This is a genomic window from Larkinella terrae (assembly GCF_009668025.1).
In the GTDB taxonomy this organism is placed as follows: Bacteria; Bacteroidota; Bacteroidia; order Cytophagales; family Spirosomataceae; genus Larkinella; species Larkinella terrae.
On sequence record NZ_WJXZ01000006.1, the window covers coordinates 339,064 to 361,432 of the forward strand.

Annotated in this window: 18 protein-coding genes; 13 read left to right on the plus strand and 5 right to left on the minus strand. The window is 49.6% G+C overall.

The genetic code is table 11. The features are described 5' to 3' along the window. The first annotated feature begins 76 nt into the window (after positions 1-76). The 5 genes from GJJ30_RS12050 (at position 77) to GJJ30_RS12070 (ending at position 10,431) form a co-directional block, all read left to right on the plus strand. Positions 77-2,656, plus strand: coding sequence for an ABC transporter permease (locus tag GJJ30_RS12050; protein ID WP_205880557.1), 2,580 nt, complete (start codon positions 77-79; stop codon positions 2,654-2,656). 128 nt (positions 2,657-2,784) lie between these two features. Beyond that, positions 2,785-5,385, plus strand: a complete 2,601-nt coding sequence (locus GJJ30_RS12055; protein ID WP_229313089.1) for an ABC transporter permease — start codon at positions 2,785-2,787, stop codon at positions 5,383-5,385. 121 nt (positions 5,386-5,506) lie between these two features. Then, positions 5,507-8,179 carry an ABC transporter permease gene (locus GJJ30_RS12060; RefSeq protein ID WP_154175404.1) on the plus strand — a complete coding sequence of 891 codons (2,673 nt, stop codon included), beginning with the start codon at positions 5,507-5,509 and terminating at the stop codon, positions 8,177-8,179. A 140-nt stretch (positions 8,180-8,319) separates the two neighbouring features. Next, complete coding sequence (locus tag GJJ30_RS12065) at positions 8,320-9,474, plus strand: pyridoxal phosphate-dependent aminotransferase (RefSeq protein ID WP_310588231.1); 1,155 nt, start codon at positions 8,320-8,322, stop codon at positions 9,472-9,474. Positions 9,475-9,573: 99 nt separating this feature from the next. Continuing rightward, complete coding sequence (locus tag GJJ30_RS12070) at positions 9,574-10,431, plus strand: prephenate dehydrogenase (RefSeq protein ID WP_154175405.1); 858 nt, start codon at positions 9,574-9,576, stop codon at positions 10,429-10,431. Between the two features lie 101 nt (positions 10,432-10,532). Here the strand turns inward: GJJ30_RS12070 and GJJ30_RS12075 are convergent, their stop codons facing one another. Next, positions 10,533-11,780: a GTPase family protein gene (locus GJJ30_RS12075; protein ID WP_154175406.1), complete on the minus strand. Its 1,248-nt coding sequence runs from the start codon at positions 11,778-11,780 to the stop codon at positions 10,533-10,535. A 205-nt stretch (positions 11,781-11,985) separates the two neighbouring features. Here GJJ30_RS12075 and GJJ30_RS12080 point away from each other — a divergent pair, with 205 nt between their 5' ends. The 5 genes from GJJ30_RS12080 (at position 11,986) to GJJ30_RS12100 (ending at position 17,596) form a co-directional block, all read left to right on the plus strand. After that, a complete protein-coding gene (locus GJJ30_RS12080; RefSeq protein ID WP_154175407.1) occupies positions 11,986-12,762 on the plus strand; it encodes a hypothetical protein in 777 nt (258 codons plus the stop codon). A 173-nt stretch (positions 12,763-12,935) separates the two neighbouring features. Beyond that, positions 12,936-14,249 carry a TolC family protein gene (locus GJJ30_RS12085; protein ID WP_154175408.1) on the plus strand — a complete coding sequence of 438 codons (1,314 nt, stop codon included), beginning with the start codon at positions 12,936-12,938 and terminating at the stop codon, positions 14,247-14,249. Between the two features lie 85 nt (positions 14,250-14,334). Further along, positions 14,335-15,399 (plus strand): efflux RND transporter periplasmic adaptor subunit, encoded by a 1,065-nt coding sequence (locus tag GJJ30_RS12090; protein WP_229313090.1) that lies wholly within the window; start codon positions 14,335-14,337, stop codon positions 15,397-15,399. Positions 15,400-15,513: 114 nt separating this feature from the next. After that, on the plus strand, positions 15,514-16,770 hold the full coding sequence (locus tag GJJ30_RS12095) for an ABC transporter permease (RefSeq protein ID WP_154175410.1): 1,257 nt from the start codon (positions 15,514-15,516) through the stop codon (positions 16,768-16,770). A gap of 139 nt (positions 16,771-16,909) precedes the next feature. Further along, positions 16,910-17,596: an ABC transporter ATP-binding protein gene (locus GJJ30_RS12100; protein ID WP_154175411.1), complete on the plus strand. Its 687-nt coding sequence runs from the start codon at positions 16,910-16,912 to the stop codon at positions 17,594-17,596. Between the two features lie 205 nt (positions 17,597-17,801). Here the strand turns inward: GJJ30_RS12100 and GJJ30_RS32335 are convergent, their stop codons facing one another. Next, positions 17,802-18,002, minus strand: a complete 201-nt coding sequence (locus GJJ30_RS32335; protein WP_229313091.1) for a hypothetical protein — start codon at positions 18,000-18,002, stop codon at positions 17,802-17,804. On the opposite strand from GJJ30_RS32335, the gene GJJ30_RS32340 reads away from it, so the two are divergent. Then, positions 17,991-18,611, plus strand: a complete 621-nt coding sequence (locus GJJ30_RS32340; protein WP_229313092.1) for a sensor histidine kinase — start codon at positions 17,991-17,993, stop codon at positions 18,609-18,611. The two genes, GJJ30_RS32335 and GJJ30_RS32340, sit on opposite strands and share 12 nt — an antisense overlap. Before the next feature lie 79 nt (positions 18,612-18,690). Then, positions 18,691-19,038, plus strand: a complete 348-nt coding sequence (locus GJJ30_RS12110) for a hypothetical protein (RefSeq protein WP_154175413.1) — start codon at positions 18,691-18,693, stop codon at positions 19,036-19,038. 69 nt (positions 19,039-19,107) lie between these two features. On the opposite strand, the gene GJJ30_RS12115 is transcribed toward GJJ30_RS12110, so the two are convergent. Further along, positions 19,108-19,560 (minus strand): ferritin-like domain-containing protein, encoded by a 453-nt coding sequence (locus GJJ30_RS12115; RefSeq protein ID WP_154175414.1) that lies wholly within the window; start codon positions 19,558-19,560, stop codon positions 19,108-19,110. 89 nt (positions 19,561-19,649) lie between these two features. Between GJJ30_RS12115 and GJJ30_RS12120 the strand changes: the two genes are divergently transcribed. Continuing rightward, positions 19,650-20,435, plus strand: a complete 786-nt coding sequence (locus tag GJJ30_RS12120) for a LytR/AlgR family response regulator transcription factor (protein WP_154175415.1) — start codon at positions 19,650-19,652, stop codon at positions 20,433-20,435. Between the two features lie 261 nt (positions 20,436-20,696). Here the strand turns inward: GJJ30_RS12120 and GJJ30_RS12125 are convergent, their stop codons facing one another. Beyond that, a complete protein-coding gene (locus tag GJJ30_RS12125) occupies positions 20,697-21,992 on the minus strand; it encodes a hemolysin family protein (protein WP_154175416.1) in 1,296 nt (431 codons plus the stop codon). Positions 21,993-22,137: 145 nt separating this feature from the next. After that, entirely contained in the window at positions 22,138-22,365 is a 228-nt protein-coding gene (locus tag GJJ30_RS12130; protein WP_154175417.1) for a hypothetical protein, read from the minus strand. Positions 22,366-22,369 lie beyond the last annotated feature (4 nt).

Genomic DNA, 22,369 nt, shown 5'->3' on the forward strand with positions numbered 1-22,369 from the left:
CAATGATCGGATTGTATAATTCTGAAAGTCAGTTGAATAGGTCTGGAAATTCATTGTTAATTGTTCATTATTCATTATGAAAAACGAACCTCCCCGCTGGGCTTACCGACTTCTGAGCTGGTTTTGCGCCCCTCACTTGCTGGAGGAGATTCAGGGCGATCTGCACGAGCGGTTTTTGCGCAATGCAAGGCTGTTTGGGGAGCGGGAGGCCCGCTGGCAGTATGGCTGGGAAGTGCTGCAATTTCTGCAACCCCAATTTTTGAAACGAAAACCGGATTATTCCCCAAAACCGCACGCTACTGATATGCTACGCAACTATTTCAAGATTGCCTACCGGACGATTCTGCAGCAGAAAAGTTACTCCTTTATCAACGTGACGGGGCTGGCGCTGGGGCTGGCGGCCTGTATTTTGATTTTTCTGGTGGTTCGGAATGAACTGAGTTACGATGCCTTCAACCGGAAAGCCGACCGGACGTACCGGGTAACCGTTCACGGTCTGGATTACAACCCGAGCGTTTCGTTTGCCGTTGCTCCGGCTTTCCGCACCGACTTCCCGGAGGCCGAGCAGGTTTCACAATTTCTTTACCAGCGGGAAGCCCAGATTCAGGTTGGTAATGAAAAATTTCTGGAAGAAAGCTTCGCTTTCGCTGACGGCAGCTTTCCGCAAGTGTTTGATTTTGAGTGGCTGTCGGGTAATCCCAAAACCGCATTGCGGGAACCCAACAACATTGTTTTGACCCAAACCATGGCCCGCAAATACTTCGGCGATGTGGACCCGATGGGAAAAACCGTCCGGCTGGATAACGAGAAAGACCTGCGCGTGAGCGGTGTGATCCGGGATTTGCCGTCTAATACGCATTTGAATTTCAATTTTCTGGTATCCTGGGAAACCGTCCGGAAAGACATGAATTTAAAGAATTTCTGGTCGATTCAGGGGGGCTATCTCTACGTGGTTTTGCCGGAAAAACTGCAGCCCAAACGCGTGGAAGCACGATTTCCGGCTTTTATCCGGAAAAACTGGGGCCAGGAAATTGCCAAAGATGCCGCATTGCTGCTGCAACCCCTGCGGGAAATTCACTTCGACAAACGTTACCTGACGCAGATTACGATGCCGCGCTCCAAAGAAACCATTTACGGATTGGCGGGTGTTGCTCTCGTTATCATTCTGACGGCCTGCATCAACTTCGTGAATCTGGCGACGGCGCAGGCGGTTCGGCGGTCAAAAGAAGTCGGAATTCGGAAGGCGTTGGGCGCTTTTCGAGGCCAACTCGTTGGTCAGGTGCTGGGCGAAACCACCCTGCTGGTTGGCATGGCCACGGTGCTGGCGCTGCTGGCGGTTTTGGCTTTTCTACCCTTCACCAAACCGCTGCTGGACATTCGGCTCGACGCCAGTCAGCTTGCCGAGCCTGCAGTGATTGCCATTATTTCCGGTATCGTGCTGATAACGATTCTGTTAGCGGGTTTGTACCCGGCGTTTATTCAGTCCGGTTTTCAGCCGATCAAAGCCCTGAAAGCCCGCGCGACGGATACTTCCGTGAGTGGAATGACGGTTCGGAAAGGGCTGGTCATTCTGCAGTTTGCCATTACGCAGGTCATGATCATTGGAACGCTGGTGGTGGCGAGTCAAATGGATTATTTCGTCAATCAGGATATGGGTTTTGAAAAAGAAGCCATCGTTTCCTTCTGGTCGGGCAATAAGGCGGATGTGATGCGACAGAAGCTAAAGGGCAATCCGGGCGTCGAACAGTTCAGTTTTGCGTCCGCCGGACCAGCCTTCAACTTCAATTTTACGCCCTTTTCGTCCCCGGAATTGGGAATGGCGGAGGATGACGTAACCGAACTGAAACTGGTCGATGAAAATTACATTCCGATGTACCAGCTGGAAATGACAGCGGGCGAACCGATCACGAAAAAAGTGGAAGGAGACACGACGAACAACGTGGTGGTCAATCAGACGCTGATTCGGCGGCTGGGTATTCAGAAAGATGCCGATGCGGTTGGCAAGCGGGTGCGGGTGGCGGGCGCTCAGGCCATTATTCAGGGTGTGGTCCGGGATTTTCAGAGCGAATCGAAACACAAAAAAATCCGGGCCTGCGTCCTGACCTACAATTCGAGAGCGTTCTGGCAAACCAGCGTTAAACTGAAACCGCAGAACCTGCGCGAAACCCTAACGAAGATCGAGCAGGATTGGACGGAGCTGAATCCGGAGTCGATTTTTCGGTATGAGTTTGTGGATGAGCACATTGCGAAACTGTATATGCAGGAAGAAAAGATGTACAATGCGTTCCGGCTTTTCTCGGGTATTGCCATCATTATCGGTGCGATGGGACTATTCGGCCTGGTTTCGTTGATGGCCGTCCAGCGTACCAAGGAAGTGGGCGTCCGGAAAGTACTGGGCGCTTCGGTTGCCAGCATTGTGCTGTTGTTTTCCCGCGAATTCATCTGGCTCATGCTCATCGCGTTCGTGCTGGCGGCTCCGCTGGCGTGGTACGGAATGGATCTCTGGCTGCGCGAATACGCGTATCACATTCAGATCGGCCCCGCAATTTTCCTGGCTGCGATCCTGGTGACGTTCGTCATTGCTGCCGTTACGGTCAGTTATCAATCCATCAAAGCCGCTTTGGTTGATCCGGTGAAGTCGTTGCGTTCGGAGTGAACAATGAAAAATTAACAATTAAAAATTAACAATTAATATTGAATTAAGCATCTGATTGTCAGGTGTTTAATTTAGAGAATCATTCTGGGTTACCGGATTACTCTATTATTCATTGTTAATTATTCATTATGAAAAACAAGCCGCCCCGCTGGGCCACCCGATTGCTGGAAATATTCTGCGCTCCCCATTTGCTGGAGGAGATTGAGGGGGATTTGTACGAGCGGTTTTTGCGGAATGAGCGGTTTGGGGGAACGTCGTTTGCCCGGCGACAATATGCCCGGGAAGTAATAAGCTTTCTAAAACCATTTGCGCTGAAAAGGCAAGCGCGTGAGTATCCGTCAACACCTTTATTGCAACCCGCTATGATACGTAACTATTTCAAAACCGCCTGGCGCAATTTGCTGAAAAACCGGTTCTATTCCCTGATCAACATGACCGGTTTGACGGCTGGTCTGGCCGTCGGGATGTTGATTTTGCTGTGGGTTCAGGACGAACTGAGTTTCGACCGGTTTCATCAGAAAGCGAACCAGATTTACCGGCTTGAAAATGAGGTCGGAACGGGCACAAGCAAGCAAATCTGGACCACTACTGTAGCGCCCATTGCCGAAATGGGGAAAAAGGAAGTTCCGGAAATTAAGGAAGCGCTTCGGATCACCGATGGCAGTTTGTATACGCTTTACAAATACCAGGACAAATCCTTTGCTGAAGAAGAAGCGGTTTTTACCGATCCGACGTTTTTCACGCTCTTTGATTTTGGCCTGATTAAAGGAAATCCGGCGAAACCGTTTCCCGATAACAATTCAGTGGTTTTGACCGAAAAAACCGCTAAACGCTACTTCGGCGACGCCGAGCCCATCGGCAAGGCCATCACCGCCGACGGCAAAACCACCTTTACCGTCAGCGGTATTATCCGGAATTTTCCGAAAAATTCGAGCCTGAAAGGTGATCTGTTTATGCCGATTTCGCACTGGTTCAGCGTGATTTACGCGAATCGGAAAGACGGCCGGAACCAGCACAACGACTTCCACGAATTCTCGTACGCGACGTTTTTTCAGCTGCAACCGGGCGTTTCCACCACCGCGTTGGCGGATAAATTGCGGAATATTCACCTCCGCAATAAACCGGACGATACTGACCTGACGTATCTTTTGCAGGCCTTGCCGGACATGCACCTCTACAAAGCCGACGGCACCGAGGGAGGCATCGAAACCGTTCGGATGTTTGTCATCATTGCCTTACTCATTCTGGTGATTGCCTGCATCAATTACGTCAATCTCTCCACGGCGCGCTCGATGCTGCGGGCCAAGGAAGTCAGTATGCGGAAAATCGTGGGCGCGGCCAAAATGCAGTTATTCCTGCAATTTATCGTCGAAACCGCCCTGCTGTTTTCCCTTTCGGCCTTCCTCGCCATTGGGTTGATGACGCTGCTGATGCCGTTCTACAACGAACTTTCGGGAAAACAACTCGTCATCGATTTTTCCGATTCGCAGATCTGGGCGGTTATCGCGTCCACCATTGCCGGAACGCTGCTGGCATCGAGCATCTACCCGGCGCTGCTGCTTTCGTCCTTCGAACCGCTGAAGGCGCTGAAAGGCAAGGTTTCGGCGCGTCTGACGGATGCGGTTTTCCGGAAAATACTGGTTGTCACACAGTTTACGTTTACGGTGATCCTGATTTCGGGAACGCTGATCATCGGCAATCAACTCGACTACATTCATTCGAAGGAGTTGGGCTACGACAAAGACCACGTTTTATCTTTTTACATGCGGGACCTGGGCGCGCACTTCGACGCGGCCAAAACGGAATTGCTGAAACAGCCGGGTGTCGCCGGAGTGACCCGGGCCAACAGCAATATTGTTTCGATTGGTATGCAAACCGGCGCGACCAACTGGGATGGCAAACAACCCGGCGAAACCATGATGATCCGTCCCGTTGCGGTCAACCAGGATTTTATTCCATTCTTTAAAATAAAAGTCGATCAGGGCGTGAATTTCACCGGGGCGGTTTCGGACTCGCTGCACTTTATCCTGAACGAAACCGCCGTCAAGGCCGCCCGGATCAAAAATCCGATTGGCAAGCGGTTTAAGCTCTGGGACCGGGAGGGAACCATCATTGGCGTGGTAAAGGATTTTCATTTTGCCTCCATGAAATCCAGGATCGAGCCTTCCATTTTCTTTTACGATCCGAACCGGGCGGGGCGAATGTTCATCAAAACGACGGGCCAGGAGGCTCCCAACGTCATTGCCACCGCCAAGCGCTTGTGGAAGCAGTACAACGCCGAATACCCGTTCAAATACGATTTTCTGGATCAGACTTTCGATGATCTGTACAAAACCGAACAGCGCACGGGTACGCTCTTCACGGTTTTTGCAACCATCGCCATTGTCATTTCCTGCCTGGGTCTGTTCGGTCTGGTGGCCTACACGGCGCAGGTACGGACCCGCGAAATTGGCGTCCGCAAAGTGTTGGGCGCCACGGTGCCGGGAATCATCCAACTACTGGCCAAAGACTTCGTCAAACTGGTGCTGATTGCCATTGCCATTGCCGTTCCAGTGGCCTGGTACGCGATGGATCAGTGGCTTCAGGGCTTTGCCTACCGGATCAGCATCGAATGGTGGATGTTTGCCCTGGCCGGACTGCTGGCGCTGGCCATTGCCCTGCTGACGGTCAGTTTCCAGAGTATCAAAGCCGCCGTAGTGAATCCGGTGAAGTCACTTCGTTCCGAATGAAGAAATCAATGAACAATTAACAATGAATAATGAATTAAACTTTTGATTGTCAGATGTTTTAGGTTGGGAAAATCATTCTGAGTTACCAGCTCGTCCTAGTATTCATTATACATTGTTCATTATGAAAAACATGCCGCCCCGCTGGGCTGATCGCTTACTGGAAGCCTTTTGCGCTCCCCATTTGCTGGAGGAAGTTCAGGGCGATTTGTATGAGCGGTTTTTGCGAAATGGAAAGCTGTTCGGAGTAGCCTTTGCCCGGCGGCAATACGCCAGGGAAGTGCTGGGCTTTCTGAAACGCCCTTTTGCCCTGAAACGCCAATTGAATGAATATTCATCACCTTCTATTCTGAATCCTGTCATGCTTCGTAACTATCTTAAAACCTCGTTCCGCAACCTGACAAAAAACAAGGTCAGCGCGCTGATCAATCTTTTCGGGCTGAGTCTGGGCGTAACAGCCTGTCTGGTCATCTACCTCATTACGAACTACGAACTGAGCTACGACACCTTTCATCCCGACCGGGAACGGATTTACCGACTGGTTGGTACGGAGAAGTTCAACCCACAGGCCGATGTTCGTCCGGCCGGATTCGTTCCGAACGCCGTTCCGGCCGCTGTACGTAACGAAGTGACGGGTTTGGGAACGGTGGCGGCTTTTCACAACATCGAATCGGAAGTGCTGATTCCGGAAGGTTCCGAGAAACCCCGCAGATTTGAGCACCGGGATCATGGGCAAGACAATGCCGAAATCATCGTGGCCGACCCGCAATATTTCGATATTTTTCATTACCAATGGATGGCCGGGGATCCGAAAACCGCCATGACCGAACCCTTTCAGGTGGTGTTGTCGGAGCGGAAAGCGCGGAAATACTTTGGCGAGCTGCCGCTCGAACAAATCCTGGGCCGGTCGGTCATTTACTGGGATTCGGTTCAGGTCAAAGTATCGGGCATTGTGAAAGACTGGCAAAAACCGTCGGATTTCACCTTTACGGATTTCATTTCAATGGCCACCGTTCGGAGCAGCCAGTTGAAAAAGGGCATCGATCTGGACCAATGGGATGACATCTGGTCGTCGTCGCAGGCCTTCGTCAAATTGCCGGAAGGCACCCGGCCCGAGCAGTTTGACAAAGCTTTTCTGGCCTTTTCCAAAGAACATTTCCGGAAAGATTTCAAGTTTGTGCCCGGCCTGCAACCCCTTTCGGACCTGCATTTCAACGCCGATTATGTCGATAATTATTCCCGGAAAGCTCATCTGCCCACCTTGTACGGCATGATGGGCGTAGCGGTTTTTATTCTGCTGATTGCCGCCATCAACTTCATCAATCTGGCCACGGCCCAATCGGTTCAGCGGTCGAAGGAAGTGGGCGTTCGGAAAGTGCTGGGAAGTAGCCGCAAAAGCCTGGTGGTTCAGTTTTTAAGCGAAACCAGCTTATTGACGTTGATCGCCGTCGGCCTTGCGCTGGTATTAGTAAACCCAATTCTAACGGCATTTCAATCGGTAACTCCCCGAGGATTAACTTTCAATTTATTCAGCCTGAAAACGCTCCTTTTTCTCTTAGGCGTCACCGTAACCACATCATTACTGGCCGGTTTTTATCCTTCGCTGGTGCTATCGTCGTATCTGCCCGCGCTGACTCTCAAAGGTCAGAGTGCGCTGAAAGGTGGTCAGAAAGGATATTTGCGTAAAGGCTTGATTGTTTTCCAGTTTACGGTTTCGCTGATCTTCATCATCGGTACGTTGATCGTGGAGCGGCAGCTCAGTTACATTCGCAACAAGGACCTGGGTTTCTCAACTGACGCCATTATTGAGGTGAAGTCCGGGCGGGCGGGTAAAACCGAAGTGCTGCTAGAAAAAATTGGGCAACTCTCGGGCGTTGAGCGCGTGACGAAACAGTGGTTTCCACCGATGGGCATGAGCTACATGATGACCAAAATGAAGTATAAGGGTAAAAAAGAAATCGAACTGGATGTGTCGGCGAAAGTGGGCGACGCGAATTTTATTCCGCTCTACAACCTCCGGATACTGGCGGGCCGGAACTACCTGAAAAGTGATTCCCTCCGTGAACTGGTTATCAATGAGACCTTTGCCAAACGACTGGGCTTTCAAAAACCAGCGGATGCCGTGAACAAATTACTGGAATTTGATGGCAAAACCTTCCCGATTGTGGGCGTTGTGGCCGATTTCCACGAACAATCATTCCACTCCAAAATTGACCCGACCTTTATCGGTTACCTACCCCGGCAAGCCCGGAATATTGGGGTGAAACTGGCCGTCAAGGGGCAGCAGGTCAATGAGTTAAAGGAAGCGCTGGCCAGCATTGAAGCCCAGTGGAAAACCGTACATCCCGACAAGAAATTCGAATACGACTTTCTGGACGACCGAATTGCCCAGCTTTACGAAAAAGAGCAGAAAACCAGTCGACTGGTCAATACCGCAACGGGTATCGCCATCCTGATTTCGTGCATGGGATTGTTCGGTCTGGCTACTTTTACGGCCGAGCAGCGCACCAAGGAAATCAGTGTTCGGAAAGTGCTGGGTGCTTCGGTCGCCAGTATTGTTGCATTGTTGTCGAAAGATTTTCTGAAACTGGTTCTTCTCGCCCTGTTGCTGGCTGCCCCGGTCGCTTGGTGGGCCATGAGCAAATGGCTGAAAGATTTTGCCTATAAAGTTGACATTGAGTGGTGGATATTCGCGCTGGCTGGTTTGCTGGCGGTGGGCATCGCGCTGCTGACCATCAGTTTTCAGAGCATCCGGGCGGCCCTGACAAACCCGGTCAAGAGCCTGCGGAGCGAGTGAGGAGCAACGGGGTAAGGGCCTGGGGCAAAGGGAGAATAGTTACCCTCTGCCCCAGGCCCATACCCCGTTGCCTATTTCCTATGTGGTTCTGGGGAAAAACCGTACTTTTGCGGCTCTAAAACCATTTAATTTCCGCTCAAGTGATCATTCCACTGGCTCACCGTGCCGGACAAACGCAGGAGTACTACTTTTCGGTCAAGCTGGCCGAAGTTCGTAAACTGCTGGCTGCCGGGCATGACGTGATTAACATTGGTATCGGAAATCCCGATATGATGCCGTCCGACAACACGATTCAAACCCTGGTTGATTCGGCCTATCAGCCGAATGCCCACGGGTATCAATCCTATAAAGGTACCCCCGGTTTTCGGTCGGCTATTGCCGGTTATTACGCCCATACGTACGGTGTTCCACTCGATCCGGAAACGGAGATTCTGCCGCTTTTAGGTTCAAAAGAAGGCATTACGCACATTTCGCTGACGTTTCTGAACGAAGGTGATGAGGTCCTGGTGCCGGAATTGGGGTATCCGGCCTATAACGCCGTGAGCCGGATGGTGGGCGCGCAGGTACGGAATTACCCGCTGCTGGAAAACAAAGGCTGGCAGCCAGACTGGGAAGCGATGGAAGAACTGGTGTCTGATAATGCCAAAATTCTGTGGCTGAATTACCCGCACATGCCAACGGGCGCACCGGCGACGCAAAAGCTGTTCGAGCAGGCCGTCCGGTTTGCGTATAACTACAGTCTGTTGCTTTGCCACGATAATCCCTACAGCCTGGTCTTGAATAGAAAACCGCCCATCAGCCTGCTTTCCATCGATGGTGCCAAAGATGTGGTGATTGAAATGAACTCCATGAGCAAGTCGCACAACATGGCGGGCTGGCGTGTGGGTTGGATGGCTTCGTCGAAACCGTACGTCGATGCAGTTTTGTCGATCAAGAGCAATGTCGATTCCGGTATGTTTAAACCGGTGATGGACGCAGCCGCCGAGGCTTTGGCAAATCCGGATTCCTGGCATCAGGAACGGAATGCGGTGTATGAAGGTCGGCTGGAAGCCGCGACGGCTTTTCTGGATGCCCTGAATTGCACCTTTACGAACGATCAGGAAGGGATGTTTTTGTGGGCAAAACTGCCGGATTCCATCGAATCGGCCGAAAGTCTGGTGGATGATTTGCTGTATAACAAGCACATTTTCATCGCACCCGGTTTTATCTTCGGGGCAAAAGGCAACCGGTACATCCGGGTGTCGTTATGTATGCCGAAAGAGCGAATTTGGGAAGCAGTTAATCGAATCAAATAAAAACTCTGATCACCTCTGATATTCCCTGATTAACTCTGAGAAATAACAGTTACACAGGGTTTATCAGGGAACATCAGAGGTGATCAGAGCGAAAAAGACATGGTCATTACAATCGTAGGAGTTGGGTTATTGGGTGGGTCGCTGGCCCTGGCGATTCGGGAGAAATACACGAAGGCGCATTTTATTGGGGTCGATGCCTCGCCGGTACACGGAAAACTGGCGCTTGCCAAAGGTCTGGTGGACGAAATGCAGCCGCTGGACGCAGCCATTGCGGTCAGTGACCTGGTCGTTCTGGCTACACCGGTCAACAGCATTCTGGAGCTGTTGCCGCAGGTGCTGGATCAACTGCCGGAAAGTGGAACCGTAACCGACCTGGGTTCGACGAAAGAATTGATTTGCGAGGTGGCGGATAATCACCCCAAACGGGCGCAGTTTGTCGCCATTCACCCAATGGCCGGAACCGAAAATTCCGGACCGGGAGCGGCTTTTCGGGAACTGTTGCCCGGCAAAAACCTCATCATTTGCGACCGGGAGAAAAGCAACCCGAACAGCCTGAAGCTGGTCGAAGCGTTGTTTAGCGACATCGGCATGAAGCTTTTTTACATGAGCCCGCAGGAACACGATTTGCACCTGGCTTACGTCTCGCACCTGAGTCACATCAGCGCGTTTGCCCTGGGACTCACGGTGTTGGAAAAAGAAAAAGACGAGCAGGCGATTTTCGACATGGCAAGCACCGGTTTTAGTTCGACCGTCCGGCTGGCAAAGAGTTCCCCGCAAATGTGGGCGCCGATTTTCGACCAAAACCGCACCAACGTTTCCCAGGCGTTAGCCGATTACATCGATTTTCTACAGCGATTTAAAGACCTGATCGACGAGCAAAACGTCAAAGATTCCTTTGAATTCATGACCAAAGCGAACCAGATCCGTCGCGTGCTGGAAGGAATAGATCGGAAATAGATGAATAATTAACAATGAACAATTAACAATGAAGAATGTAAAAGTAAGCTCTGATCCGACACTATTACATTGTTAATTGAAAATTGTTAATTGTTCATTTTTCATTCTTTCACCCTTTTCTCTCCTTCAAAAATCTGTTTGGCTTTGTCGAGGCTGGTTTTCTGGATGAAATGGGCGGTGGCAGCTTTGCCAATTCCGATGGTGGCGGTGGTGGCAATGCCGGCCGAAACCGCACTACCAACCCCCGGAAAGAGGATTTTGACAGACGCTCGGGCGAGTTCTCGCAACACCAGACCCGCGCTGATCGTCGCGCCGATGGCCGTGAGAAATTCTTTCGCAGATTGCGAACTCAATTGCCGACCGGCTACGTAGGCAATCGCAATGATCAACGTAATTTGCAGTGATGTGATGGGAATGATGTCACCAATCGGAATCGGTACGGCGGCAATTCCTCCGCAGATGGCGGCCACGATCTGGGTCAGCCGGTTGGCGATCGATTCCTGAAGCGTCCGAACCTGACTCAATCGCGCAAAAGCCAGCTTGCCTTCTTTCGGAAGTTCGTTGAAAATATAATCCAATAGTTCGTCAATGCGCCAGCGTTCGTCGGAGCGCAACGTATCATTTTTCCAGGACTGGTACGACGAAACGCCGATCACCGTAATGAGGTGTTCCTTTAAATACGGATCGGATTCAAATTTAGCTTTGAGCAAATTTTCAATGGCCGTAACCCGGTCTCTTTTTTCCTTCCAATCATCCGGATCTTCTTCGTCCGGTTTGTGCAAACGAACATTCTTGGGTTCCAGCGTGTCGCAGTGTGTTGCAACCACCAGCATCGGCGGGTGGTAATTGTGGACTTTTTCGACGGTTTTACTGATTTCTTTCAACGCTTCGAGGTCGGCATGAATACCCGAGTCGGCTTCGGTCGCTTTGATCAGAAACAGGATTATATCGGGAGCTTTCGCTTTCAGGGCCGCATTGATCGATTCGATGGGGGAAGTGGCGGAATCGGCTTCGCTGGGGCGCGAACCTTCCTGTAAACCCCGTGTATCCAGAATCTCAAGGGTTCCGTATTCGCCGGAATACGGCCACCAGGTTGCTTCACCGGTTTGCGCTTTTTCGTGCCCCACTTCGGCGACCTTTCGACCAAAAATCGCGTTAATGAGCGACGATTTCCCACTTCCGCGCCGACCGACGAGCGCAAAACGGGGCGGGCGGGTTTCGACAAGAAGCTGCCGGAATTCACGAATTTCCTGACGAACTTCCTTCGCCACTTTTTCCGGTACGCGGTCCAGCAGGCCTTCCAACTTTTGTAAAACCTCGCTGATTTGGGTTTGCAGGGGTGTGTTCATAATCGTAATGCTAGCGAACCGCGCGGTTTTTCGATCCGGAAACTACACCGTCGGTTCAATAGGCTAAACCATTTGCGCTATAATTGTTTGGGTAAAAACCGACCGTTGCCTGGTAGATGAATAATTTCGTTAAAAAACCGCCTGAGTTCCAACGCTCCAGACCAAAACCGGGTCTTTAAACACATACGTCCAAACCCCACTTTTTATGAAAAACCGACTACTTCTTTTGTTGTCTGCTGCATTGTGGCTGGCTTGTCAGTCCAAAGATTCATCGGAATTTGGGATCGAACCCGGCGGCAACACGTATAACGACGAAGCATCGCCGGCCAAAAAAATGATGTGCTCCGGTACGAATTGCGACAGTCCCGTCAGCGTGGAACAATATACATACAATAAGAACGGAAAACTGGTCCGAACTGATTACCTGGGGCGCGTCGCGAGTGGGCAACTCGAGCTGTTTTCGTACGTCGAGCAGATTTTCAACAAGCACGATAACCTGGTCGGGAAAATCCGTTACGGAAAATACGGTAACGATAATACCTGGACGGCATACGAAGAGTCTGAGTATGAGTACGCTGACGGTGCGTTGAAGACCGAGCGGATTTATTTTAACCAGCGTAATCCGGAACAGCGCGTGCTGACCGGTTTGGTGCAATACGAGTTTAAGGACGGAAAAAAAATCGGGCAGAAGTGGTTTGATGCCCGGGAGCAACTGAGTTACCGGGTCACGTACGAGTACAAAAATGATGTGCTGACACGCGAAACCTGGTATTCCAATACCGACAAGGTAACCCGGGTATTTACCCATTCCTTCGCCGGAAACCGTCGGCAAGTCAGTGAACATTTGCCCAGCAGCACGGAACAGATTGCGCTGATTGAAAAAGTTTACGACAAAAAAGGCCGGCTTTTCAGCGAAGAAACCAAAGTCAATAATCCATTCCTCTGTTCGATGGTCGCTGGAATTGTCCAGTATGCGTATTAATTTTTAGTACAAGGTGACAATTATACGAAAAGGCAACCCGGTTGGGTTGTCTTTTTTCTTGTCGTTCGCTTCCTGAATCAGCCGGTTTGGATCGGATTTCTTCCGCTTCGCTGAGGTTAAAAAAGACAATTGATACGCATTTTTTTGCTTTGTACACGGATTTCGATTCTTGTATGAAACAGTTGTCACTCATCTTATTGCTGATGATCAGCCGCGAAGTAGGGGCGCAAACCGTTGTCAGGACGGTGCAGGACGCCATCCAGCGAGCCCGGCAGCACAACCCAGATCTGACGATTGCCCGACAAAACCGGACGACGCAGGATCAGCAGCGGGAAACCAGCCGGGCGGCACTTCGGCCATCGGTGCGGGCCTTTTCCAATTTCGATTACAACTATGCCCTGCCAACTCAGTTGATCCCGGCCGAATTTCTGGGCGGTCAGCCCGGCGAATTCCGGACGCTGCAGTTTGGGGTTCCGTTTAACCTGACAGCGGGCGTGGAAGCGTCGATGCCGTTGCTAAACCGCCCAAACCGCCTGGACATTGGGCTGGCTACTCAAAATTTACGGATTATCGACGACCAGAATCTGGTGCTACAGGACGATATTTCGACGCAGGTGGCCCGGACCTATCACGCAACCTTGTTAACTCGCTCGGCCATCGACATTGCCCGCCGAAATGTAGCCAATGCCGACACCATCGCGACCATTGCCCGCCAGCGTTTGGAAAAAGGCCAGATTGAACCGCTGGAATACAACCGGTTACAATCCATCCGACTGACGGCCGAAGATGTTTTGCGGCAAAATGAGCTGAGTTACCGTCGCAACCAGAACCAGCTGAAAGTGCTGCTTGGGCTGACGCTGCAGGATTCGCTGGTGTTGGAGCAAGACCTGATGATCTCAACCAATCAGACCGGTTTTTCGTCGACAAGTCCCACTGCCGAACGACCGCAGGTAACGGTTCGGCGGTCGCAACTGGAGTTATTTCGCCAGCAGTTGAACCGGGAAAATGCCCTGCGGTGGCCAACTCTTTCGGTTTACGCCCGCTATTCGGCTCAGGCGCAACGGAAAGAGTTTAGCTTTTTTGATCTGAGTCAGAAGTGGTACCCAATCGGCGTGGCTGGTTTGCAGCTTAATGTGCCCATCTATTCGGGCGGATTACGAACGGCCAATCTGAACCGCGCCCGCTTGCGGATTGAACAGGCTCAGGCTGAACTGGCTTACGAACAAATCCGCGCCGATCTGGACAATCAGGACATTCTGAACACCTATCAACAGGCCCGCAACTCACTGAATTTCAATCGCCAGAACTACGAATTGAATGAGCAGAATACGCAGATTGCCCTGATCAAGTACCGGGCGGGAATTTTTGCTTACGACCAATACCTGAACGTATTCAACGAGTCGCTGAATGCCCAAAACCGCTACCTTACTACTTTGTCAAATGTATTTATCAATCAGACGATTCTGCAGATCAGAAATGGAAACTAAAGGAGGGTACTGTTCTGATAATGAGTTGAATAACTCGTTGATTTTAAATATAAAGCCCAACATTTTTCTTTCAGGCTTACTACTTTTGACGGTTTTTTCCGGCTGCAATCGGGGTGAAGACGGTGCGCATCCGACATACAAGGATCTGACGGAAGCGGTGTATGCGTCGGGCAGTATTTATCCCCGAAATGAGTACAAAGTGCTGGCAAATGCCGACGGGATTTTGCAGCAAAAACTGGTCAGCGAAGGCGATTCGGTGAAGCGAAATCAGCTGGTGTTTGTGCTCGAAGGCGTCACGCAGAGCGCTCGGGAACAGGCTGCGGCCAACATTTACCGCCAGTCGCAGGCTAATCTGAACGCCAACTCACCGGTTTTATCGGAACTGGAAGCTCAGCTTCGAACCGCCCAAACTAGGCTCTCCAACGATTCGGTCAATTACGTTCGGTACCGGGATTTGTACCAGCAAAATGCGACCTCCAAAGCCGAACTGGAACGGGTTCAACTGGCTTACCAAACATCCCGAAACGACTTTGCCGCCCGGCGGAGTTCGTTGCAACGAACACGAAATCAGTTGTACGTTGATTTGCAAAACTCAAGGAGTCAGTATGTTGCAAGCGGGCAGGACCAGGGAAACACCCGCGTTCGGAGCTTTGTAGACGGAAAAGTATACGAAATTTCGAAAGAACCGGGCGAGGTGGTCCGCCGGAACGACCAACTGGCGTTGATTGGCAGTGGGCGGGATGTATTCGTTCAACTGGCGGTCGACGAAAGTGATTTCGGCAAAATACGGATTGGGCAGGACGTTCTCGTGAAAGCCGATGTTTACCCGGACAAAGTTTTTAAGGCCAAAGTTCGAAAAATTTATCCTAAGCTAAACCGGGTCGATCAGTCGTTTCGGGTCGATGGCGATTTTGTGGGCGAACGACCCGACGCGTATTACGGTCTGACGGTCGAAGCCAACATTGTCATCAGCCAGAATAACCGGGTTTTGACCATTCCAAAATCGTACGTAGTTGGAAATGACAGCGTTTGGGTAGCTGAAAATGGTGACAAAAAGAAGATCCGAATCGTGAAGGGCGCCGAGAATTTCGACCTGGTTCAGGTAAAAGGCGGTTTGAATGAAACGTCAATTGTCGTCAATCCGGAATGAATAATGGAAGTTGCGCGAAGTTAAGCAGAGCAATTAAGAGGTAAACGGAGTTGTTTTTTCTTCGCTTAACTCCTTAAACTCCGCTCATCTCTGTGAAATAACTCATAAAAACGTATGAATCTCCGCATCACAACCCAGATAGCCCGGACTCACCTGATGGCGAAAAAGCGGCAAACGCTCGTTGCCATGCTGGGCGTAACATTCGGGATTGCCATGTTCATTACCATGATCTCGTTTATGCAGGGCGTTAACCAGTTTCTGGAGGATTCGGCGCTGGATGCGAGCCCTCACGTGCGGATATATAACGAGGTCAACACGCAGCGGCCCGCGCTGATCGACCAACTGAACCGGAGCGATTCGGCTTTCAACGTGATTTACCACCAGAAACCGAAAGAGCAGTTGTCGCGCTTGAAAAACGGGCTGCTGATCGCCCGGCGCATCGAACAGGAACCGGGTGTTCTGGGTGTTTCACCCCAGCTCAGCACCCAGGTTTTCTACAATAATGGCCCGATTCAGATTTCCGGCACTGTCGCCGGGGTCGATATTGATCGCGAAAACCGCCTTTACAACCTGAAATCACGGTTGAAATCGGGTACGATCAACGCGTTGCGGAGCAACCCGAATGGCCTGATCATGGGAAGCGTGCTGGCCCGTAAGCTGAATGTGCGGGCGGGTGATAAAGTCAGTGTGACGACGCCAACGGGCGGAACAATGATTCTGCGGGTGGTCGGTACGTTCAGTTTCGGGATCGGGACGGTCGATAACACCAAGAGTTACGCCAATCTGTCGACGGTTCAGGAGATTTTGCAAAAGGACGCGAGCTACGTGACGGATATTCACATCAAAATGTTCGACCCCTTGCTGGCAATCCCGTTGGGTAAGAAACTGAGAGCGGTTTACGGCTATTATACCGAAGACTGGGCGACCGCCAATTCTGCCATTCTGGCGGGCGAAAAAATCCGGAATGTAATGACGTTTGTGGTGTCGATGACGCTCCTGGTAGTGGCCGGTTTTGGTATTTACAACATCATGAACATGAATGTTATCAATAAAATCAAGGACATTGCCATCCTGAAAGCAACCGGTTTTGAAGGAAAAGACATTGTTTTAATCTTCCTGCTTCAGGCCATTTTTATCGGGTTATTGGGTGGATTAATGGGTTTGCTGATCGGTTTTTTGCTGAGTTATATGTTATCGATTACGCCGTTCAATGCCGGAGATTTTTTAAGTATAAAAACCTTTCCGGTTATTTTCGATCCGAAGTATTACGTGATGGGAATCTTATTCGGACTAATTACAACGGTTCTGGCGGGATATTTTCCTTCCAGAAAAGCGTCGAAAGTAGATCCGGTTTCAATATTAAGGGGATAAGACTATGATTACGGTGATTGATATGATAAAAATTGATATTCTACTAAAGTGAACATTCAATACAAAATAAGTCTAATCATAATTTTTGTTTAATTCCGACTAAGATCATTCTAATCATTTCATTCACCGTAGTCATAGTATGGAAAAAGTTTTAAAAGCATCACATTTCAATAAATATTTCACGGAACCCGACCGATTTCAGGTGTTGAAAGACGTTTCTTTTGAAGTAAATAAAGGGGAGTTTCTGGCAATTGTCGGCAAGTCAGGTTGCGGAAAATCAACCCTTTTATATTTGCTTTCTACGATGGACACCGATTATGAAGGTACGCTTGAAATAAACGGGCAGACATTGACTGGTCGAAGTCAGGATTATCTGTCAAAATTTCGCAATGAACACCTCGGATTTGTGTTTCAATTTCACTTTTTATTGCCCGAATTTACCACCTTACAAAATGTGATGCTCCCGGCTTTAAAATTGGGAAAATATTCCGAAAAAGAGGTAGAGCACCGGGCTTATGAAAAGCTGAAGATGATTGGGATGGCGGAACATGCCCGGAAATTGTCAAGTAAACTCTCGGGGGGGCAGCAGCAGCGCGTGGCGATTGCGCGGGCTTTGATTAATGACCCCACCATTGTCATGGGCGACGAACCGACGGGCAATCTGGACCGGACGAATACCAGAATTGTTTTCGATATTTTCCGCGAAATCGCCCGGGAAAACCACCAAACCATTATTGCCGTGACCCACGATCCCGATTTTGCCGCCGGTTCCGATCGCGTAATCGAAATGTCGGACGGAATGATTATTTCAAGCCATGAAAATTAAATTCAATAAATACGTCGAGATTGTTCTCCTGTGGTTTGCAATTGGCGGTGTAATTATCCGCCAGTGGATCGTTCCGGATATTACGTGGCCGGTACAGGTCGTTTTGTTTTTTCTTTCATTTATCGTATTAAACACAATCTGGATTTTCCATTATCTGTTTAATAGCTATCTAAATCGACACTTACCGTTCGAAAAGAATATTAAGTTACGGGTTGTGGTTCAGGTTATTGGCGGTTGGAGTGTTGTAAAAACCGTATACGTGGGAGTTAGTTACTTTATAATAACCCGTTATTTTTCGATTCACTTTGTTCAGATTGACCTTGCAAATCGATTCGGTGTTATTATCGTTGGGGTGATGGTTTTTCTGGTCAATACTGTCGTTTGCCTGGGATTTATGGCCAGCCATTTTTTGAAGCAATGGCAGGAAAACGCCGTACGTGCATCGCAATTGGAAAAAGAAAAGATCCAGGTGCAACTCGATAATTTAAAAAATCAGTTAAGTCCGCACTTTCTTTTCAATAGTTTGTCCTCTCTGGATGGATTAATCCACGAAAATCCTGAATTGGCGTCGCAGTTTCTGCGGCAATTATCGAAGGTTTTTCGGTATGTAATTCAACATAAAGACAAAGATCTGGTGAGCTTAACAACCGAAGTCGACTTTATTAATAATTACATTTACTTACTCAAAACCCGATTTAATGGGTCGCTTGATATTCAACTAAAAATTCCCTCGGTGTATTCGGATAAAGCAATCGTACCGGTCACATTACAGATTCTGATCGAAAATGCGATCAAGCATAACGTCGCCAATGTCGGGCAGCCGCTGGCAATCCAGATTGTGGCTGATGAACAATACGTTACGGTTGAAAACAACTTGCAACGAAAACCGCGTGTTGAAACGTCAAACGGACAGGGGTTAACCAATCTTAAGGCCCTGTATCATTTTCTGAGCGAAAAAGACGTAAAAGTGGAAGAGGAAAAGGACTGGTTTCGGGTGAAAGTGCCCTTGGTTTAGTGAAAAATGAACCGTAGAAAATGACAAATTATTGATCAATCGTCGTACATTGTGCGCAATCATCACTCCTTAACTCGATATGACTCACGCAAATAACGCAGACCAGCTTCTGGATATTACGCTTCGGGAGCTGACCAACGATCCGGTTCATTTACAACCGATGGCCAACAGCTTTATTGATCAATGGGTTCGGGCGCTCGGATCGGGCCACCTGGTTTTGGATGATATTTCGGATGAACTGGAGCAACTGAAAGCGGCTCTGGCCTCGGGGAAAAGCCTGCAGATTGCAGAATCACTGCACTCGCTGGCAAAGCTAACCCGAAAAAGCCTCGATAATGCCGATCGTGAAGAATTGAAAGTAAAATTGCAGGAACTGGCAACGACGCTGGATGCCGTTTCGACTGGATTGGGAAGGAAATCTAAATGAACAATTAATAATGAACAATGAACAACGGAAACAGCCCTGTTCATTGTTCATTATTAATTGTTCATTCATTTATTCGGTAACGTCTCTCAACGTTGCGATTTGGTCGCGGGTATGGCGGAGTTCGTCGAGTTGGGTACTGAGGGTTTGGCGGATATGAGACGGGATTTGCTCGTCTTCCAGCGCTTCCTCGTATTCCTCAACGGCGGCATTTTCGCCAAAAACGCAGGATTCCAGTACGGTATTACGGTCTTTTCCGGTAAAAGCCGCCTTAATGTCGATCCAGGCACGGTGAATTTTGCTACCGGTGCTCGTTTCGTCAACACCGGGAACAACTCCGCCGATCCGGACGATATTATCGGCCAGCTCGCTCCGGAATTTCCGACTTTGTGAAGTTAGATTTTTGAATAGCGATGCCAGTTCAGGATCTTCGATGTCCTCGGCGGCTTTTTCAAAACCATTGATGCGGTCGTTGTTGATCTTGATCAGATCGTTCAGTGAATCAACAATTTCGTCGTTTGTCATGATTACGTTGCGTATTGATTTGTACGTATTCTAACTCCACCGGTTGTCGAATGTTTAATAAAAATCGATTTTGATTAAACGAAAAAAAGATGACCATTCTGTTGATCGAAGATGAACCGCTGGTTGCCAAGACGTTAGCCCGCCTGGTACGTCAGCTGGTACCGGAAGCCCATTTGGAAGGTCCACTGGAGAGCGTTCAGTCGGCGGTCGACTGGTTTGTTCGTCACCGCACGACCGAGTCGCCGGACCCGGATTTGATCCTGTCCGATATTCAGCTGTCCGACGGGGTTAGTTTTGACATTTACCGCGAAATTAATCCGAAATGCCCCATCATCTTTACGACGGCTTACGATGAATACGCGATTCGGGCGTTCAAACTGAACAGCATCGATTACCTCCTGAAACCGATCGAACCGGACGAACTGAAAACCGCATTTGACAAATACCACCGCTGGAAACAGGGCGACCGTTCCACCGATTTTCGTGACCAGCTCCGTGACTTACTGGCGGATATGTCGGCGCCGAGTAAAAAATACAAACACCGGTTTACGGCGCATTATCTCCGAAACATCGTGCCGGTCAACGAAGACAATGTCGCTTATTTTTGCCGCGATGAGGTAATCTATCTCTTTACGAAGGACGGGCAAAAACTGGTGACGGATTATGGTTCGCTGGATGAACTGGAAGATCTAACCGACCCTGCGGTTTTTATTCGCGCCAACCGCCAGTGCCTGGTAAACCTGAACGCCATTGCCGGTTATCAGTCGCATTACAGCGGAAAACTGATCGTCTCGCTTAAAAAACCGGTCGGTGGTGAATTGACAATCAGTAAAGAAAAAGCCGCAGCTTTCCGGGAGTGGTTTGAGGAAGGATAACTTATTAGATGAGAGATGTAAGAGACTGTCTAAAATTCTCATCTTCTACCGTAAAGGTCCGCCCCCAACCCCCTAAAGGCCGGGCGGCCGGTGCCGGGCTTTGAGACGCCGATTAAAGCCCGGCACCGGCCGCCCGGCCTTTAGGGGGTTGGGGGCAGACCGAAGAAAGAGGAAATCTAAATCTTAGACAGTCTCTAAGACAAGAGAATTAAAAAATAATAGCGGTTTTAGTCTTTATTCTCTTGTCTCATTTCTAACGTTTCATTCTACCGTTTTTGCTACATGCACCCGCACCAGATCGATTCGGGCTTCGTTCATCGAGAGAATGGTGAACGTGAAAGGAGCCAGTTCGATCACGTCGTTCACGTCGGGAATTTCGCCATTTATGGATAAGATCAACCCGCCAAGGGTGTCGTAATCACCTTCAGGAATGTTCCAGCCGTATTTTTCGTTCAGGTTTTCGATTTCGTGCCGGGCGCTGAGCAGCCAGGTTGTGTCGTCGAGCTGGCGCTCATCCCAGTCTTCGTTGGTATCGTATTCGTCCTGAATTTCACCGAAAATCTGCTCCACCAGATCCTCAACGCTAACCAGTCCCGACGTACCGCCAAATTCGTCGACAACCAGTGCCAGACTTTTGCGTTCGGCCAGAAACTTTTCGAGCAACAGCCGCGCGGGCATGCTGTCGGGCACCACCCGAATGGGCGTCAGAATGCTTTCGATGGTTTGCGGTTTCTGGAACAGCGCCAGCGCATGGCAATAGCCGATCACGTTGTCGATATTATCGCGGAAAACGACGATTTTGGAATGCCCGCTTTCCTGAAAACAGCTTTTTAACTCTTCAATACTGTCTTCGACGTCCACGGCAGTGATTTCGGTTCGCGGAATCATGCAATCCCGAACGGCGACGTTGCGAAAATCGATGGCGTTGTTCAGAATTTCGGTATCGATGTCAATTTCCTCTTCACTCGGATCGATCTGCTGTTTCTGCTGGTTGAATTGCTGGAGGTAATGGTTGAGATCGATCAGGCCAAAAACCGGTCGCACCTCCGAATACTGACTTCCCGGAATGATTTTAACAATCCCTTTTGTCAGCCAGACCATCAGCCGGACTATTGGGGCAATGGCTTTGTAGATGACCCAAATCGGAATCGCCAGCCGTTCCATGAACGCATCGGGATGGATCAGCGCCAGGCTTTTGGGGAGATAATCCGCAACCGGCATGAAAAGAATCGTCAATACCAGCGTTTCAATCAGAATCAGCGCAATGGGGTTCGCGAGCGATTCGTGCAGGTACGTTGCCAGGAGAGGATTAAGGACGGTAACGCCCAAAACGCCGTATAAGACCAGGAAGAGGGTGTTACCGGTGAGTGTCGTGCCTACAAACAGAATAGGCTGTTTCAGGAACGCCGAAACGAGTTTTTCGCCCAACGGGCCCTGTTTGCTGTGCAGTTCAAAATAGAGCCGGTTTACCGACTGGTAGGCCATCTCGACCGCCGAGAAAAAACCGGCCAACACCAAGGCGACAAACGCTCCGAGCAGAATGCTGTATGATCCCATAAAATATCGTCCTGAACTGGGATTACGCTGATTAAAGGATTAACTGAGATTAGTTAATCTTAATTATATTTTTTATATCCTGTTAATCCCTTAATCAGCGTAATCCCAGTTCAAAGATTAATCTCATTTCTAAGATGAATCCGGCTCAGGACTTTTTCTTCTTTTTTCTGGATGGTTTTACTTGAACGGGCGGTTTTTGCTCCTGCCGGTTCAGGTGAACACCACGAACATACATAAAACCCAGCAAAAACGCCAGACACAGCATAATTAGCCAGTAATGTTCGCCAAAAGTGCGCGTCCGGCGAAACTCCAGAACCCACAAAATGAGGCAGCCGATGGAAAGTGATATGAGGACAGTTTCTCGAATTCTCATAAAT

Coding starts and splice junctions, on each gene's coding strand:
- GJJ30_RS12050 (WP_205880557.1), top strand. CDS start 77: ATGAAAAACGAACCTCCCCGCTGGGCTTACCGACTTCTGAGCTGGTTT.
- GJJ30_RS12055 (WP_229313089.1), top strand. CDS start 2,785: ATGAAAAACAAGCCGCCCCGCTGGGCCACCCGATTGCTGGAAATATTC.
- GJJ30_RS12060 (WP_154175404.1), top strand. CDS start 5,507: ATGAAAAACATGCCGCCCCGCTGGGCTGATCGCTTACTGGAAGCCTTT.
- GJJ30_RS12070 (WP_154175405.1), top strand. CDS start 9,574: ATGGTCATTACAATCGTAGGAGTTGGGTTATTGGGTGGGTCGCTGGCC.
- GJJ30_RS12075 (WP_154175406.1), bottom strand. CDS start 11,780: ATGAACACACCCCTGCAAACCCAAATCAGCGAGGTTTTACAAAAGTTG.
- GJJ30_RS12080 (WP_154175407.1), top strand. CDS start 11,986: ATGAAAAACCGACTACTTCTTTTGTTGTCTGCTGCATTGTGGCTGGCT.
- GJJ30_RS12085 (WP_154175408.1), top strand. CDS start 12,936: ATGAAACAGTTGTCACTCATCTTATTGCTGATGATCAGCCGCGAAGTA.
- GJJ30_RS12095 (WP_154175410.1), top strand. CDS start 15,514: ATGAATCTCCGCATCACAACCCAGATAGCCCGGACTCACCTGATGGCG.
- GJJ30_RS12100 (WP_154175411.1), top strand. CDS start 16,910: ATGGAAAAAGTTTTAAAAGCATCACATTTCAATAAATATTTCACGGAA.
- GJJ30_RS32340 (WP_229313092.1), top strand. CDS start 17,991: ATGGCCAGCCATTTTTTGAAGCAATGGCAGGAAAACGCCGTACGTGCA.
- GJJ30_RS32335 (WP_229313091.1), bottom strand. CDS start 18,002: ATGGCTGGCCATAAATCCCAGGCAAACGACAGTATTGACCAGAAAAAC.
- GJJ30_RS12110 (WP_154175413.1), top strand. CDS start 18,691: ATGACTCACGCAAATAACGCAGACCAGCTTCTGGATATTACGCTTCGG.
- GJJ30_RS12115 (WP_154175414.1), bottom strand. CDS start 19,560: ATGACAAACGACGAAATTGTTGATTCACTGAACGATCTGATCAAGATC.
- GJJ30_RS12120 (WP_154175415.1), top strand. CDS start 19,650: ATGACCATTCTGTTGATCGAAGATGAACCGCTGGTTGCCAAGACGTTA.
- GJJ30_RS12125 (WP_154175416.1), bottom strand. CDS start 21,992: ATGGGATCATACAGCATTCTGCTCGGAGCGTTTGTCGCCTTGGTGTTG.
- GJJ30_RS12130 (WP_154175417.1), bottom strand. CDS start 22,365: ATGAGAATTCGAGAAACTGTCCTCATATCACTTTCCATCGGCTGCCTC.